The organism is Mesorhizobium sp. WSM3879, from assembly GCF_002294915.1.
Taxonomy (GTDB): Bacteria; Pseudomonadota; Alphaproteobacteria; order Rhizobiales; family Rhizobiaceae; genus Mesorhizobium.
The window spans coordinates 362623-375475 of sequence record NZ_NSFZ01000003.1; the positions used below are offsets into that span (position 1 = coordinate 362623).

Annotated in this window: 11 protein-coding genes; 1 reads left to right on the top strand and 10 read right to left on the bottom strand. The window is 64.9% G+C overall.

What is annotated here, in order from left to right; all coding sequences use genetic code 11:
• Window positions 1-58: 58 nt before the first annotated feature.
• Entirely contained in the window at window positions 59-1000 is a 942-nt protein-coding gene (locus CK218_RS08400) for a glycosyltransferase (protein WP_095827411.1), read from the bottom strand.
• Window positions 1001-1067: 67 nt separating this feature from the next.
• Window positions 1068-2009 carry a CPBP family intramembrane glutamic endopeptidase gene (locus CK218_RS08405; protein ID WP_095827412.1) on the bottom strand — a complete coding sequence of 314 codons (942 nt, stop codon included), beginning with the start codon at window positions 2007-2009 and terminating at the stop codon, window positions 1068-1070.
• Between the two features lie 258 nt (window positions 2010-2267).
• Between CK218_RS08405 and CK218_RS08410 the strand changes: the two genes are divergently transcribed.
• On the top strand, window positions 2268-3332 hold the full coding sequence (locus CK218_RS08410) for a TraB/GumN family protein (RefSeq protein ID WP_095827565.1): 1065 nt from the start codon (window positions 2268-2270) through the stop codon (window positions 3330-3332).
• A 545-nt stretch (window positions 3333-3877) separates the two neighbouring features.
• Here the strand turns inward: CK218_RS08410 and lpdA are convergent.
• The 8 genes from lpdA to CK218_RS08455 all read right to left on the bottom strand — a co-directional run bounded on the left by lpdA (window position 3878) and on the right by CK218_RS08455 (window position 12848).
• On the bottom strand, window positions 3878-5284 hold the full coding sequence (lpdA, locus tag CK218_RS08420) for a dihydrolipoyl dehydrogenase (RefSeq protein ID WP_095827413.1): 1407 nt from the start codon (window positions 5282-5284) through the stop codon (window positions 3878-3880).
• A 24-nt stretch (window positions 5285-5308) separates the two neighbouring features.
• Complete coding sequence (locus CK218_RS08425) at window positions 5309-6064, bottom strand: glucose 1-dehydrogenase (protein ID WP_095827414.1); 756 nt, start codon at window positions 6062-6064, stop codon at window positions 5309-5311.
• A complete protein-coding gene (locus CK218_RS08430) occupies window positions 6061-6483 on the bottom strand; it encodes a hypothetical protein (RefSeq protein WP_245434960.1) in 423 nt (140 codons plus the stop codon). Before CK218_RS08430 ends, CK218_RS08425 begins: the two co-directional genes overlap by 4 nt.
• 124 nt (window positions 6484-6607) lie before the next feature.
• On the bottom strand, window positions 6608-7894 hold the full coding sequence (gene odhB / locus CK218_RS08435; RefSeq protein WP_095827415.1) for a 2-oxoglutarate dehydrogenase complex dihydrolipoyllysine-residue succinyltransferase: 1287 nt from the start codon (window positions 7892-7894) through the stop codon (window positions 6608-6610).
• A gap of 51 nt (window positions 7895-7945) precedes the next feature.
• Window positions 7946-10933 carry a 2-oxoglutarate dehydrogenase E1 component gene (locus tag CK218_RS08440; protein ID WP_066991705.1) on the bottom strand — a complete coding sequence of 996 codons (2988 nt, stop codon included), beginning with the start codon at window positions 10931-10933 and terminating at the stop codon, window positions 7946-7948.
• A 126-nt stretch (window positions 10934-11059) separates the two neighbouring features.
• The gene (gene sucD / locus CK218_RS08445) at window positions 11060-11962 is read right to left on the bottom strand and encodes a succinate--CoA ligase subunit alpha (RefSeq protein ID WP_095779971.1); all 903 of its coding nucleotides are present in this window, start codon (window positions 11960-11962) and stop codon (window positions 11060-11062) included.
• Window positions 11963-11974: 12 nt separating this feature from the next.
• Window positions 11975-12472, bottom strand: coding sequence for a DUF1579 family protein (locus CK218_RS08450; RefSeq protein WP_066991709.1), 498 nt, complete (start codon window positions 12470-12472; stop codon window positions 11975-11977).
• Window positions 12473-12476: 4 nt separating this feature from the next.
• Window positions 12477-12848 (bottom strand): cupin domain-containing protein, encoded by a 372-nt coding sequence (locus CK218_RS08455; RefSeq protein WP_066991712.1) that lies wholly within the window; start codon window positions 12846-12848, stop codon window positions 12477-12479.
• Window positions 12849-12853 lie beyond the last annotated feature (5 nt).

Here is a 12853-nt window from a genome sequence, read left to right on the forward strand (position 1 = left end):
ACAGGAAATCGGCGGCGGAGTCAAGGCTGGGGCGGTTTTCAAGAGCAAAAGAGGAGGTTCAGGGCAGCTTTTCGCCATCCAGGATGCGCGTATAGAGATCGAGATAGCCGTTTGCCGTCCTCGCGATGGGAAATCGCGCGGCGGCGGATGCGCGGCACTGCTCAGGCGACAAGCCGGCGATGTCGGCCAAGGCCTTGGCGAACTCGGCATCGGTGTCGAAGAGGCGTCCGGTGGCGTCGTCGACGATTTCGGGCAGCGCGCCGCGCCGTGTCGTCAACACCGGCGTGCCGCAGAGCATCGCTTCGACCGGCGCCATGCCGAACGGCTCTTCCCAGGCGATCGGGTTGAGAAAAGCTCTGGCCTCTCCCAGCAGGCGCAGCTTCTCGTCGCCGTCGACGATGCCGCGGTAGCGGAAGCGGCGGCCGAGGCTCTTGAAGAAGACACCCTGGCGGCGAACCTTGGTGCGCTGCAGGAGCTGCCAGCGCGAGCCGCCGGCGATATCGAGCTGGAAATCGAAGGCACGGGCGAGATCGACAGCCCGGTTGAGGTTCTTGCCGGCGCGGGCGATGCCGGCCAGAAACAGAAGCCTGTCCGTCTTGCCGACGGACAGCCGATAGGCGTCGACCGGAAAGCCGTTGTGGACGAAGGTTTCCCGCCCGTGGTTGCGCGCATGGCTGGCGCTGACGAAGTTCCAGTTTGGCCTGTTTTGCGTGAATTCCGGGTCGAAGCCGTGCATCGTATAGAGCGCCGGTCGCGAAATCTCGATGTACCAGCCATTGAAATGCACGATATCGGTGTCGGCCGGGATCGCAGCGCGGCATTCGGCGGCCGAAGCGGCCTGCCGCACTTCGCACAGCGGATGGCTCGAGCCGCGACCGGCGATCAGGACCACCTTGTGGCCGAGACGCGAAAGCTCCGTTGCCAGCCAGTCGACCTGCCGCTCAGTGCCGCCATAGCCTTTGCAGGGAATGGTGCGTTCCGCCACCAGCGTGATGCGCATCAGGCGAGCCCGTCGGTTTTCCGCCTGACCACGATCCGATCAAGAAACCGGTTTCCGCTTTTTTGGATCATGGCTCGTCCGGCCCGACCGTCAGGGGGGAGCGGCGATGCAGAAGCAGGAGCATCGTCAGCAGCGTGCTTACGATGCCGATCGCGGCGATGAGAACGGCGTCCCAATTGGTCCAGCCGGGGCCTTCCAGCGGCTTGGCGTTGAACAGGGCGAAGGAATTGTAGCTCTGCTGGTGCGAGATCAGCAGGAAGCCGGTCAGGTTGTTGCCGAGATGGGCGCCGAATGCAGCGCCGAGATTGCCGGTCACATAGACCAGCAGCGTCAGCAGCAGCGCGAAGGCGGCGATCGAGACCAGCACGCAGGCATTGATGGCAAGCGTCGAGGCCGGGCTCCAATGCAAGGCGGTGAACAGAAGCCCCGGCAGCGCGGCCCAGATCAGCGGGCTGCCAAAGCGGCTGGCGAGGCCACGCAGCAGATAGCCGCGGAACAGAGCCTCCTCCGATGAGGTCTGCAGAAAGGCGAGCGGCACGATCGCGAGAAGCAAGAGCAGCCAGGACGAGAACGCGATCGATCCGCGGACGATCTCCGGCTGCAGCCAATAGAGCAGCACCTCGGAGAATAAGGAGGTGATCAGAACCGCGATCAGGCCTTTGAGAAACCCGCCGCGCGAGATGCGGCGGTCTGGGCCGATCAGCGCCGAGAGCGGCTCGCCATGAACGAAGCGCATCGCGGCCCAAAGACCGATCCAGATGCCGAGAAAGGACGCCAGCGCGGTGAGGATGCCGGCGGGAGAGGCAAGGAAATCCTGGATCGGCTGTCCGGTCGCCGGTCCCGGGAGGCGCAAGACGATGAAGGCGGCGGTGCCGGCGACGAGCACGACCAGCGTCACGGCGAGCCAGAAGAGAACGACGATCGCCGTTCCGAGCAGGAGCCGGAGCAGGGTGGTTTTCTCGTTCGGCGAGCGCCGGTAGCGCTCGAAGGCGGCGTTGTCGATGATCACACGGGGTCCCCTGCCGGGCGCTTTACGGTCGCATGATCTAGGGGATCGGCGTTTTCGGCGCAATCGCTCCCGTCAGATCCAGCGACCAACTGGGCCGCTCGACCGGAGGGATCATCGAAACTGGCGGCAGATCAGCCACGGCCTTCCATCGGCGCAGGGCCACCCGTCTAACGCTGCTGCCGGGAATCCGAGCCGGTCGACAACAATTTCGGCTCTCGATTAACCGTTTTGCCGCTTTTTGCGCTTAAGAAGCTTGCCATGAAACGCGTTATCGCCATCGCCGACCGCGCGGCCCTCGTCTCGTTGAAGCTGCTCGCAGCGCTCAACGTGCTGTTTTTCCTTTCGTTTCTGCTTGTGCTGCTGCTGGCCGGCCGCGCGCATGCCGAAGCGCCCGCCTGCGGCGGCAGCGATCTGCTGGCAGGTCTTGCAAAAAGCGATCCCGCCACCTTCAAGAAGGTCCAGACCGAAGCCGCCGCCGTTCCGAACGGCCGGGGGCTGTTGTGGAAGCTCGAGAAACCGGGCGAGGAGCCGTCCTATCTCTTCGGCACCATGCACATGACGGACACGCGCGTCACCACGCTGCCTGCCGCGGCCCAAAAAGCCTATGACGCCGCCGACACCATTATCATCGAAACCACCGACGCCCTCGACAAGGCCAAGATGATGGCCGCCATGGCCGCCGAGCCTGGCCTGATGATGTTTACGGACAAGACGACGCTGTCCTCGCTGCTGTCGCCCGAGGATGCAGCGGTGCTGAACAAGGGGCTTGACGCACGCGGCATTCCGCCTCTGACGGTGGCCAAGATGAAGCCGTGGATCCTGTCGGCCATGGTGGCGCTGCCGGCCTGCGAGGTGGCGCGCCAGAGCGCCGGCGCGCCGGTGCTGGACGTCAAGCTGGCCGCCGACGCCAAAGCATCCGGCAAGGACGTCGAGGGGTTGGAAACCGCCGTCGACCAACTGCGCGCCATGGCTTCGCTGCCGCTCGCCTACCACATGAAGGGGTTGGTCGAGACGCTGAAGCTCGGCGACAAGGTGAACGACGTCAACGAAACCATGATCGTGCTCTACCAACGCGGCGAGGTCGGCATGTTCTGGCCGCTGTTTCGCGCCGTGCTGCCCGACACGGCGGATGACCAGGCCGGCTACGCCGCCTTCGAGCAGACCATGATCACCAGCCGCAACAAGGTCATGGTCGCGCATGCCATGCCTATCCTGGCCAGGGGCAATGCCTTCATGGCGGTCGGCGCGCTGCATCTGCCCGGCCCTGACGGACTGGTCGAAGATTTCCGCAAAGCGGGGTATAGTGTTACCGCCGTCAACTGAGTCGTCTGGCGGCTGGGGAGCGGAAAATGCCGGTTTTTCAGCGCTTTCCGTCCGCCTGCGTGAAACCCATTAGGGGATCCGCGCGTTGATGGCTGCTATTTGATGCCTTTCATTCCAAGGAGGACACGTTTCATGGCGAACCCTAACGACCCCTACACCCCGTCGAGCACGCCGCCCTCGAGGGGCGGTGGTGGCGGCAGCGGGTGGCTGATCGCCCTAGTTGTCATTATCCTGGCCATTGTTGCGTATTATGTTTTTGGCAGAACCGGCGGCGAGCACGCCCCGGCGACTTCCGAGCCGCCGGCCGCGACGACGCCGGCCCCGGCGCCTGCAACGCCTGAACCTGCGCCCGCAACGCCTGCTCCAGCTCCGACGCCAGCCCCGGCACCCGCGCCCACTCCGACGCCTGCCCCGGCTCCGGCACCTGCGCCGTCTCCGTGATCAGGCTATAGCTCCACGACGAACGGCCCGCCGAAAGGCGGGCCGTTTTTGTTTAACTACATCTTCGCCATCCTCGGGCGTTCGGCGTCGGCCGTGACGAGCACCTAAATATGGATCGGCTTGAAGAACGTGGCCAGCGCCGCTTCCTTGACCGCCTCCGACATGGTCGGGTGGGCGTGGCAGGTGCGGGCGAGGTCTTCCGAGGAGCCGCCGAACTCGATCAGCACCGCCGCCTCGTGGATCATCTCGCCGGCGCCGAAGCCGACGATGTGAACGCCGAGCACGCGGTCGCTCGTCTTGTCGGCGAGGATCTTCACGAAGCCGTCGGTGTGCAGCATGGCCCGCGCGCGGCCATTGGCGCTGAAAGGGAACTTGCCGACCTTGTAGTCGATGCCGGCCTTTTTAAGCTCCTCTTCGGTCTTGCCGACCGAGGCGATTTCGGGGCTGGTGTAGACGACGCTCGGGATAACGTCGTAGTTCACATGACCGGCCTGGCCGGCGATCGTCTCGGCTACCGCCACGCCCTCGTCCTCGGCCTTGTGCGCCAGCATCGGCCCGGCAATGACGTCGCCGATGGCATACATGCCGGGCACGTTGGTCCTCAGATGCCCGTCGGTCTTGACCCGGCCGCGCTCGTCCATCTCGACGCCGGCGTCTTTCAATCCAAGGCTGTCGGCGTAGGGGCGCCGTCCGGTCGCGACCAGCACGACATCGGCCTCGATCGTTTCCGCCGCGCCGCCCTTGACCGGCTCGAACGTCACGCTGGCGCCCTTCTTGGATTTGGCGACGCCGGTGACCTTGGCGCCGAGCTTGAACTCGAAGCCCTGCTTGGACAGCAGCCGCTGGAATTGCTTCGAGACCTCGCCATCCATGCCGCCGAGGATGGTGTCGAGGAACTCGACAACCGTGACCTTGGAGCCGAGCCTGGCCCAGACCGAGCCGAGCTCGAGCCCGATGACGCCGCCGCCGACCACCACAAGACTGCCCGGCACCTTGGCCAGCGACAGCGCGCCGGTCGAGGACACGATCACCTTCTCGTCGAAGTCGACCTTGACACCCGGAATGCCGGCGACGTCGGAACCGGTGGCGATGACGATGTTCTTGGTCTCGATCTCCTCGACCTTGCCGTCCTCGCCGGTGACCGACACCTTGCCGGCGCCGATCACCTTGCCGGTGCCGCGGAAAGAGTCGATCTTGTTCTTCTTGAAGAGAAAAGCGACGCCGTTGACGTTGGAGGCCACGGTCGCATCCTTATGCGCCAGCATCTTCTTCAGATTGAGTTTTGGCGCGCCGACCTCGATGCCGAGCGTATCGAAGGCATGGCCGGCTTCGGCGAACATCTCGGAGGCGTGGAGCAGGGCTTTCGACGGGATGCAGCCGATATTGAGGCAGGTGCCGCCGAAGGTGGCGCTCTTCTCGACCACCGCTGTGTTCAGGCCGAGCTGTGCCGCCTTGATGGCGCAGACATAGCCGCCCGGTCCCGATCCGATGATTACGACGTCATAAGCCATGATGGTGTCCTTCTGGTCTGGCCTTCAGCGGCCGCCGCTCACATTCAGGATCGCGCCCGTTATATAGGAGGCCGCATCCGACAAAAGGTAGACAACCGCGCTCGCGACCTCGTCGGCCGTGCCCGCGCGCTTCATCGGCAGCAGATCCTGCATCCGCGCCACGCGCTCGGGCTGGCCGCCGGAGGCATGAATGTCGGTTTCGGTGATGCCTGGGCTGACGGCATTGACGCGGATGCCTTCCAGCGCCACCTCGCGCGCCAGACCAACGGTCAGCGTGTCGATCGCGCCCTTGGAAGCGGCGTAGTCGACATATTCGCCGGGCGAGCCCAGTCGTGCCGCTGCCGAGGACAGATTGACGATGGCGCCGCCCTTGCCGCCCTGTCGTGTCGACATGCGCTTGACGGCCTCGCGGGCGCAGAGGAAGGAGCCGACGACGTTGATGCGCATCATGCGCTCGACCCGCTCGGCGCTCATCTCGTCGACGCGCGCCTTGACGTCGACGATGCCGGCATTGTTGACGAAGGCGTCGAGCCGGCCGAAAGCCTTGTCCACCGCCTCGAACATCGCCACCACATCGGCCTCGTTGCCGACATCGCCCCTGACCGCGAAGGCCTCGCCGCCCACGGATTCGAGCTCGGCGGCAAGCGCCCCGGCAGCGTCCTGGTTGGAGACATAGTTGATCGCTACCCGGTAACCGGCCCGACTGGCCTGCCGGCAGATCGCGGCGCCGATGCCACGGCTGCCGCCGGTGACCAGCAGCGTCTTCTTGTCGGCATTCATTCCTGGCAGCCTTTCAGGGCAAAGACGTCCCACGGTACTTTTGAGAAGCCCGCCGGACCGTAAGCGGCTGACATTTCGAGCGACGGTCCGAGATCGGGAAAGATCAGGCTGTTCGGTGCATCCGCGCCCTCGGACGGCAGCAGACCCACGACGCCCTTCTCATCGGCGCTATAGATCACGCCTTCCCAGACCGTGCAGGCGGCGAGCTCCTCGCCGGTGACGTCGCCGGTCGGGCATTTGTACATCAGCGAGCCATGCGGCCGCCCGGCGGAGCCCTCGGTCCACATGGCGATGCCATCGAGCACGGTATTGTTGTCGAGTATCATGCGGAATGTGTTGGTGATCGTCGCCGAGGTACCCGTCGGGCTGAAATCGATCTCGGCGCCGCTTTTCGCCTCGCCATAGACGGCGAGCTGGATCGGGCAGGCGGCCTGGGCATCGGCTGATACGAGAGCCGCACCGGCGGCAAGCCCGACCGGTCTCGCGGTGCTGAGCCAACGGGCCTTCACTCGCCGCCCCGCCCGCGAGCCTTCATGCTCCACCTCAGAGATCGAGCACCAGCCGCTCGGGATCCTCCAGGCTTTCCTTGACGCGGACGAGGAAGGTCACCGCTTCCTTGCCGTCGACGATGCGGTGGTCGTAGCTCAGCGCCAGATACATCATCGGCCGGATGACGATCTGGCCGCCGACCACCACCGGCCGTTCCTGGATCTTGTGCATGCCGAGGATGCCGGACTGCGGCGCATTCAGGATCGGCGTCGACATCAGCGATCCATAGACGCCGCCGTTGGAGATCGTAAAGGTGCCGCCCTGCATGTCGGCGACCGAGAGCTTGCCGTCGCGCGCGGCGAGGCCCAGCCGGCCAATCTCCTTCTCGATCTCGGCGATCGACATCTGGTCGGCGTCACGCACCACCGGAACCACCAGGCCCTTGTCGGTGCCGACGGCGACGCCGACATGGGCAAAGTTCTTGTAGATGATGTCGGCGCCGTCGATCTCGGCGTTGACCGCCGGGATCTCCTTCAGCGCATGCGTGACGGCCTTGGTGAAGAAGCCCATGAAGCCGAGCTTCACGCCATGCTTCTTCTCGAACACGTCCTTGTACTTGGCCCTCAGCGCCATCACCGCGCTCATGTCGACCTCGTTGAAGGTGGTGAGCATGGCGGCCGTCGACTGTGCCTCCTTGAGCCGGCGCGCGATCGTCTGGCGCAGCTTGGTCATGCGCACGCGCTCCTCGCGCGAAGCATCGTCGGCCGTCGACGGCGCGCGGGCCGCGACCGGTGCGGGAGCAGGAGCCGCTTTCGGCGTCTCGGCCGGCTGCGAGGGCGCGCCCTTGGCGATGGCATCAAGGACGTCGCCCTTCAGCACCTGGCCGCGCTTGCCGGAGCCCGTCAGTTGCTCGACCGAGAGATTGTGCTCGGCGATCAGTTTGGCCGCGGCCGGCGCCGGCGGCATGGTGCGCGGCTCGACCGGGCCGGCGTCGCCGGCCATCTTGGCGGTTTCGGCGGCAGCCTGCTTGGTCGTGGATGCGGCGTCCGGACTGGACGCCTGCGCCACCGCCTGCGGCTTGGTGGCGGGAGCGGAGGCTGCGCCGCCGGCCGAAATCGAGCCGAGCAGCGCCCCGACATTGACCGTCTCGCCTTCCTTGACGGTGATCTCGGAGAGCGTCCCGGCGCCCGCGGCGGGCACCTCCACCGTCACCTTGTCGGTTTCGAGCTCGACCAGCGGCTCATCGGCGGCGATCGCGTCGCCGACCTTCTTGAACCACTTGCCGACGGTCGCCTCGGTGACGGATTCGCCGAGAGTGGGGACGCGGATTTCGGTAGCCATTATGCCTGTCCGTTCTCTTGTCTTCTTGAGGTCTGTTTGGTCCGGGTCTGCTTATTCGCCCAGCGCGTCGTCGAGCAGGGCGGAAAGCTGGCTGAGATGCTTCGACATCAGCCCGGTGGCCGGCGAGGCCGAGGCCGGCCGGCCGGTATAGCGCACCCGCTGATGCTTGGCGTCGATATGCGCCAGCACCCATTCGAGATAAGGATCGATGAACGACCAGGCGCCCATGTTCTTGGGCTCCTCCTGGCACCACACCATCTCGGCGTTGCGGAAACGCGACAGCTCGGTGATCAGCGCCTTGGCCGGGAACGGGTAGAGCTGCTCGACGCGCAGCAGGTAGATGTCGGTGATGCCGCGCTTCTCGCGCTCCTCATAGAGGTCGTAATAGACCTTGCCGGAGCAGAGCACGACGCGGCGGATCTTGGAATCCTTCACCAGCTTGATCGGCTGGTCGGCCAAGAGCTGCGCATCGTCCCACAACAGGCGGTGGAACGAGCTTTCGCCCGCCATCTCCGACAGCGTCGACACCGCCCGTTTGTGGCGCAGCAGCGACTTCGGCGTCATCAGGATCAGCGGCTTGCGGAAGTCACGCTTCAACTGCCGGCGCAGGATGTGGAAATAGTTAGCCGGCGTCGTGACGTTCGCCACTTGCATGTTGTCCTCGGCGCAGAGCTGCAGGAAACGCTCGAGGCGGGCCGAGGAATGCTCCGGCCCCTGACCTTCATAGCCATGCGGCAGGAGGCAGACGAGACCCGACATTCTCAGCCACTTGCGCTCGCCGGACGAGATGAATTGGTCGAACACCACCTGGGCGCCGTTGGCGAAATCGCCGAACTGCGCTTCCCAAAGCGTCAACGCCTTGGGCTCGGCGAGGCTGTAGCCATATTCGAAGCCGAGCACCGCCTCTTCCGAGAGCATCGAGTTGATGACTTCGTAGCCGGCCTGCGCCGCCGACAGATTGTTGAGTGGAATGTAGCGCGTCTCGTCGCGCTGGTCGTAGAGCACGGAATGGCGCTGCGAGAAGGTGCCGCGCTCCGAATCCTGGCCGGAGAGCCGGATCGGATTGCCGTCGAGCAGGATGGCGCCGAAGGCCAGCGCCTCGGCGGTCGACCAGTCGATGCCGTCGCCGGATTCGATCGCCTGGCGGCGGTTCTCGAGGAAGCGCAGGATCGTCTTGTGCGCCTCGAAATCCTTCGGCACCTCGGTCAGCTTCTTGCCGATTTCCTTCAGCGTGCGGACCGGCACCGCGGTCTTGCCGCGCCGCTGTTCGTCCTGGTTGTCGGCGGTACGCAGGCCGGACCAGGCGCCGTCCAGCCAGTCGGCCTTGTTCGGCTTGTAGGACTGGCCGACTTCCCACTCCTGTTCCAGATGCGCGCGCCAGTCGGCCCGCATCTTGTCGACCTCGGCCTGGGTGATGTGACCCTCGGCGATCAGCCGGTCGGCATAGACCTGCACAACCGTCTTATGGCTGCGGATGTTGCGGTACATGATCGGTTGCGTGAAGGACGGCTCGTCGCCTTCATTGTGGCCGAAGCGGCGGTAGCAGAACATGTCCACCACCACCGGCTTGTGGAACTTCATGCGGAATTCCGTCGCCACCTTCGCGGCATGCACCACCGCTTCCGGATCGTCGCCGTTGACGTGGAAGATCGGCGCTTCGATCATCTTCGCCACATCCGACGGATAGGGCGAGGAACGCGAGAAGCGCGGATTGGTGGTGAAGCCGATCTGGTTGTTGATGATGAAGTGCAGCGTGCCGGCGACGCGGTGGCCGCGCAGGCCGGAGAGCCCGAACATCTCCGCGATCACGCCCTGGCCGGCAAACGCCGCGTCGCCATGCAGCAGCAGCGGCATTACCTTGGCGCGCTCGGACAGCGGCACGATCTCGCCGCGCTCGCGGCCAGCGAGCTGGTCCTGCTTGGCGCGCGCCTTGCCCATCACGACCGGGTCGACGATTTCCAGGTGCGAGGGGTTGGCCGTCAGCGACAGGTGCACCTTGTTGCCGTCGAACTCGCGGTCCGAGGAGGCGCCGAGATGGTACTTCACGTCGCCCGAGCCCTCGACGTCGTCGGGAGCGGCCGAGCCGCCTTTGAATTCGTGGAAGATGGCGCGGTGCGGCTTGGCCATGACCTGCGAAAGCACGTTGAGGCGGCCGCGATGGGCCATGCCGAGCACGGCCTCCTTCAGGCCGAGCTGGCCGCCGCGCTTGATGATCTGCTCCAGCGCCGGGATCAGCGACTCGCCGCCGTCGAGGCCGAAGCGCTTGGTGCCCTTGTACTTGACGTCGATAAATTGCTCGAAGCCTTCGGCCTCGACCAGCTTCGACAGGATCGCCTTCTTGCCGGTGGCGGTGAAGGTGATCTCCTTGTCGGCGCCCTCGATGCGCGCCTGGATCCAAGCCTTTTCCTCAGGGTCGGAGATGTGCATGAACTCGACGCCGAGCGTCGAGCAATAGGTGCGGGTGAGGATATCCAGCATCTGCCGGATGGTGCCGAACTCGAGCCCCAGCACATTGTCGAGGAAGATCGGCCGGTCGTAGTCGGCTTCGGTGAAGCCGTAATTCTCCGGCGACAGCTCGTTATAGTCCTCAAGCGGCTTGGCGATGCCCAGCGGGTCGAGATTGGCGTGCAGGTGGCCGCGCATGCGAAAGGCGCGGATCATCATGATGGCACGCACGGAATCGCGCGTCGCCTGGTGAACGTCCGCATCGGAAAGGGCCGCGCCGTTGACGACCGCCTTTTCCTTCACCTTCTTTTCGATGTGCTTTTCGACCAGGCCCCAATTGCCGTCGAGCGCCGAAACCAGCTCGCCATTGGCCTGCATCGGCCAGGAAGGCTTCGCCCAGGAAGCGCCCTTGGCGTTCTTGCGCACGTCGCCCGCATCGTCCTTCAGCGCGGCGAAGAAGTCCTGCCATTCCGGATCGACGGAGCCGGGGTTGTCCTCATAGGCGACATAGAGCGCGTCGATATAGTCGGCATTGCCGCCATAAAGGAACGAGGTGAGCGAGAATTGGTCGTTGGCCTGATCTTGTCTTGCCATTTTCGTCTGCGGAGCCTGGCTCCGTCTCCTTTTATGGAAGGGAGTAGGGGAGTAAGGCAGTAGGGGAGTAGGGCCTTTTTGCCACTGATCTTCCCTGCTGCCCTATTCCCTTACTCCCCTACTCCCTTAACCCTTGATCGCCTCGACCAGCGTCGTGCCGAGCCGCGCCGGTGACGGCGAAACCTTGATACCGGCCGATTCCATCGCCGCGATCTTGTCTTCCGCGCCGCCCTTGCCGCCGGAGATCACCGCGCCCGCATGGCCCATGGTGCGGCCAGCGGGCGCCGTGCGCCCGGCGATGAAGCCCGCCATCGGTTTCTTGCGGCCGCGCTTTGCCTCGTCCTTCAAGAACTGCGCGGCGTCCTCCTCGGCCGAGCCGCCGATCTCGCCGATCATGATGATCGACTTGGTCTCGTCGTCGGCGAGGAACATCTCGAGCACGTCGATGAACTCGGTGCCCTTGACCGGGTCGCCGCCGATGCCGACAGCAGTGGTCTGGCCGAGGCCGACATTGCTGGTCTGGAAGACCGCTTCATAGGTAAGCGTTCCCGAGCGGGAAACAACGCCGACCGAGCCCTTGCGGAAGATGTTGCCGGGCATGATGCCGATCTTGCATTCGTTGGGGGTCAACACGCCCGGACAGTTCGGGCCGATGAGCCGCGAGGAGGAACGGTCGAGCCGCGCCTTGACCTTGACCATGTCCATAACCGGGATGCCTTCGGTGATGCAAACGATCAGCGGGATCTCGGCCTCGATCGCCTCGATGATCGCATCGCCCGCGCCTGCCGGCGGCACATAGATGACGGAGGCGTTGGCGCCGGTCTTGTCCTTGCCCTCGGCGACGGTGGCGAAGATCGGCAGGGTCTCGCCCTTCGCGCCGGTCCAGGTCTCGCCGCCCTTCTTCGGATGGACGCCGCCAACCATCTTGGTGCCGTGATAGGCCAGCGCCTGCTCGGTATGGAAGGTGCCGGTCTTGCCGGTCAGGCCCTGCACCAGCACCTTGGTATTCTTGTCGACGAGAATGGACATCGCGGCCCTTTTCTAAAAACCGTTGATCGAGGAAGGCGAAACGCGCCGGTAGAGGCCGCTCACCATGTCTTGCCAGGCGTCGCTGCCGGCGGGCTTGTAGTGCAATCGCATGCGGTAAGTATCAGTGCCGTCAAAGCTGTAAGTCACGCGAGCCGAGCCGCGCGGCGACGACCGTTCCAGCACAAGCTCGTTGCCGTTCCATGTGCCCGTAGCCGGTGAGGCCGGCACAAAGCCCATCGAGTCGAACTGATGCATGGTGACGACGTCGTTCGGCTGGTCGAAGCCGAACACATTGTGCGCGCCGAACGAGATCGTGCCGTCGCGGCGCTGGCGGTAGCGCTGGACCACGAACTGGCCGCCGAACTGCGCGTCCGCAAGCACTTCCGAAGTCGCGGCGCCGGCATCGGTCCATTGCGTCGCCGCGACATCTTCCTCGCCACGCCACGCGCCGACCAGCGCCTGCAGGCGCTGGTGACCGGCCGAAAGCGATGAGAAAGGCGTCGCGTTCATTGGTTCAGAGCCGCTTCAGATCGGCGACGGTGAGGTCGCTTTGGGCATTGCCGGTGTTCAGAGTCGTTGCCGGCTCGAACATAAGCACCACCGGCTCGACCGTCAGCGACCGCGGCCGATGCTCGACGCCGCGCGGCACGACAATGAAATCGCCCTCGCCGAGCTCGACCGGTCCATCGCGGAAATCGATGGCGATCTTGCCGCGCAGCACGAGGAAGGCCTCGTCCTCGTCATCATGCGCGTGCCAGTCGAAAACCTCGCCGAACTTGGCGACCTTGGCTTGGCTGTCGTTGACGTCGCCGGCGATGTGCGGATCGAAGACCTTGGCGATCTTCGCATCCGCCGCCTCGACCAAGTTTATCTTGCGCGGAGGCATCCGCT

Bases quoted from the DNA above. Each gene is read 5' to 3' on its own strand.
- CK218_RS08455 (WP_066991712.1), bottom strand. From the start codon at position 12,848: ATGCCTCCGCGCAAGATAAACTTGGTCGAGGCGGCGGATGCGAAGATC.
- odhB (WP_095827415.1), bottom strand. From the start codon at position 7,894: ATGGCTACCGAAATCCGCGTCCCCACTCTCGGCGAATCCGTCACCGAG.
- CK218_RS08400 (WP_095827411.1), bottom strand. From the start codon at position 1,000: ATGCGCATCACGCTGGTGGCGGAACGCACCATTCCCTGCAAAGGCTAT.
- CK218_RS08450 (WP_066991709.1), bottom strand. From the start codon at position 12,472: ATGAACGCGACGCCTTTCTCATCGCTTTCGGCCGGTCACCAGCGCCTG.
- sucD (WP_095779971.1), bottom strand. From the start codon at position 11,962: ATGTCCATTCTCGTCGACAAGAATACCAAGGTGCTGGTGCAGGGCCTG.
- lpdA (WP_095827413.1), bottom strand. From the start codon at position 5,284: ATGGCTTATGACGTCGTAATCATCGGATCGGGACCGGGCGGCTATGTC.
- CK218_RS08440 (WP_066991705.1), bottom strand. From the start codon at position 10,933: ATGGCAAGACAAGATCAGGCCAACGACCAATTCTCGCTCACCTCGTTC.
- CK218_RS08410 (WP_095827565.1), top strand. From the start codon at position 2,268: ATGAAACGCGTTATCGCCATCGCCGACCGCGCGGCCCTCGTCTCGTTG.
- CK218_RS08425 (WP_095827414.1), bottom strand. From the start codon at position 6,064: ATGAATGCCGACAAGAAGACGCTGCTGGTCACCGGCGGCAGCCGTGGC.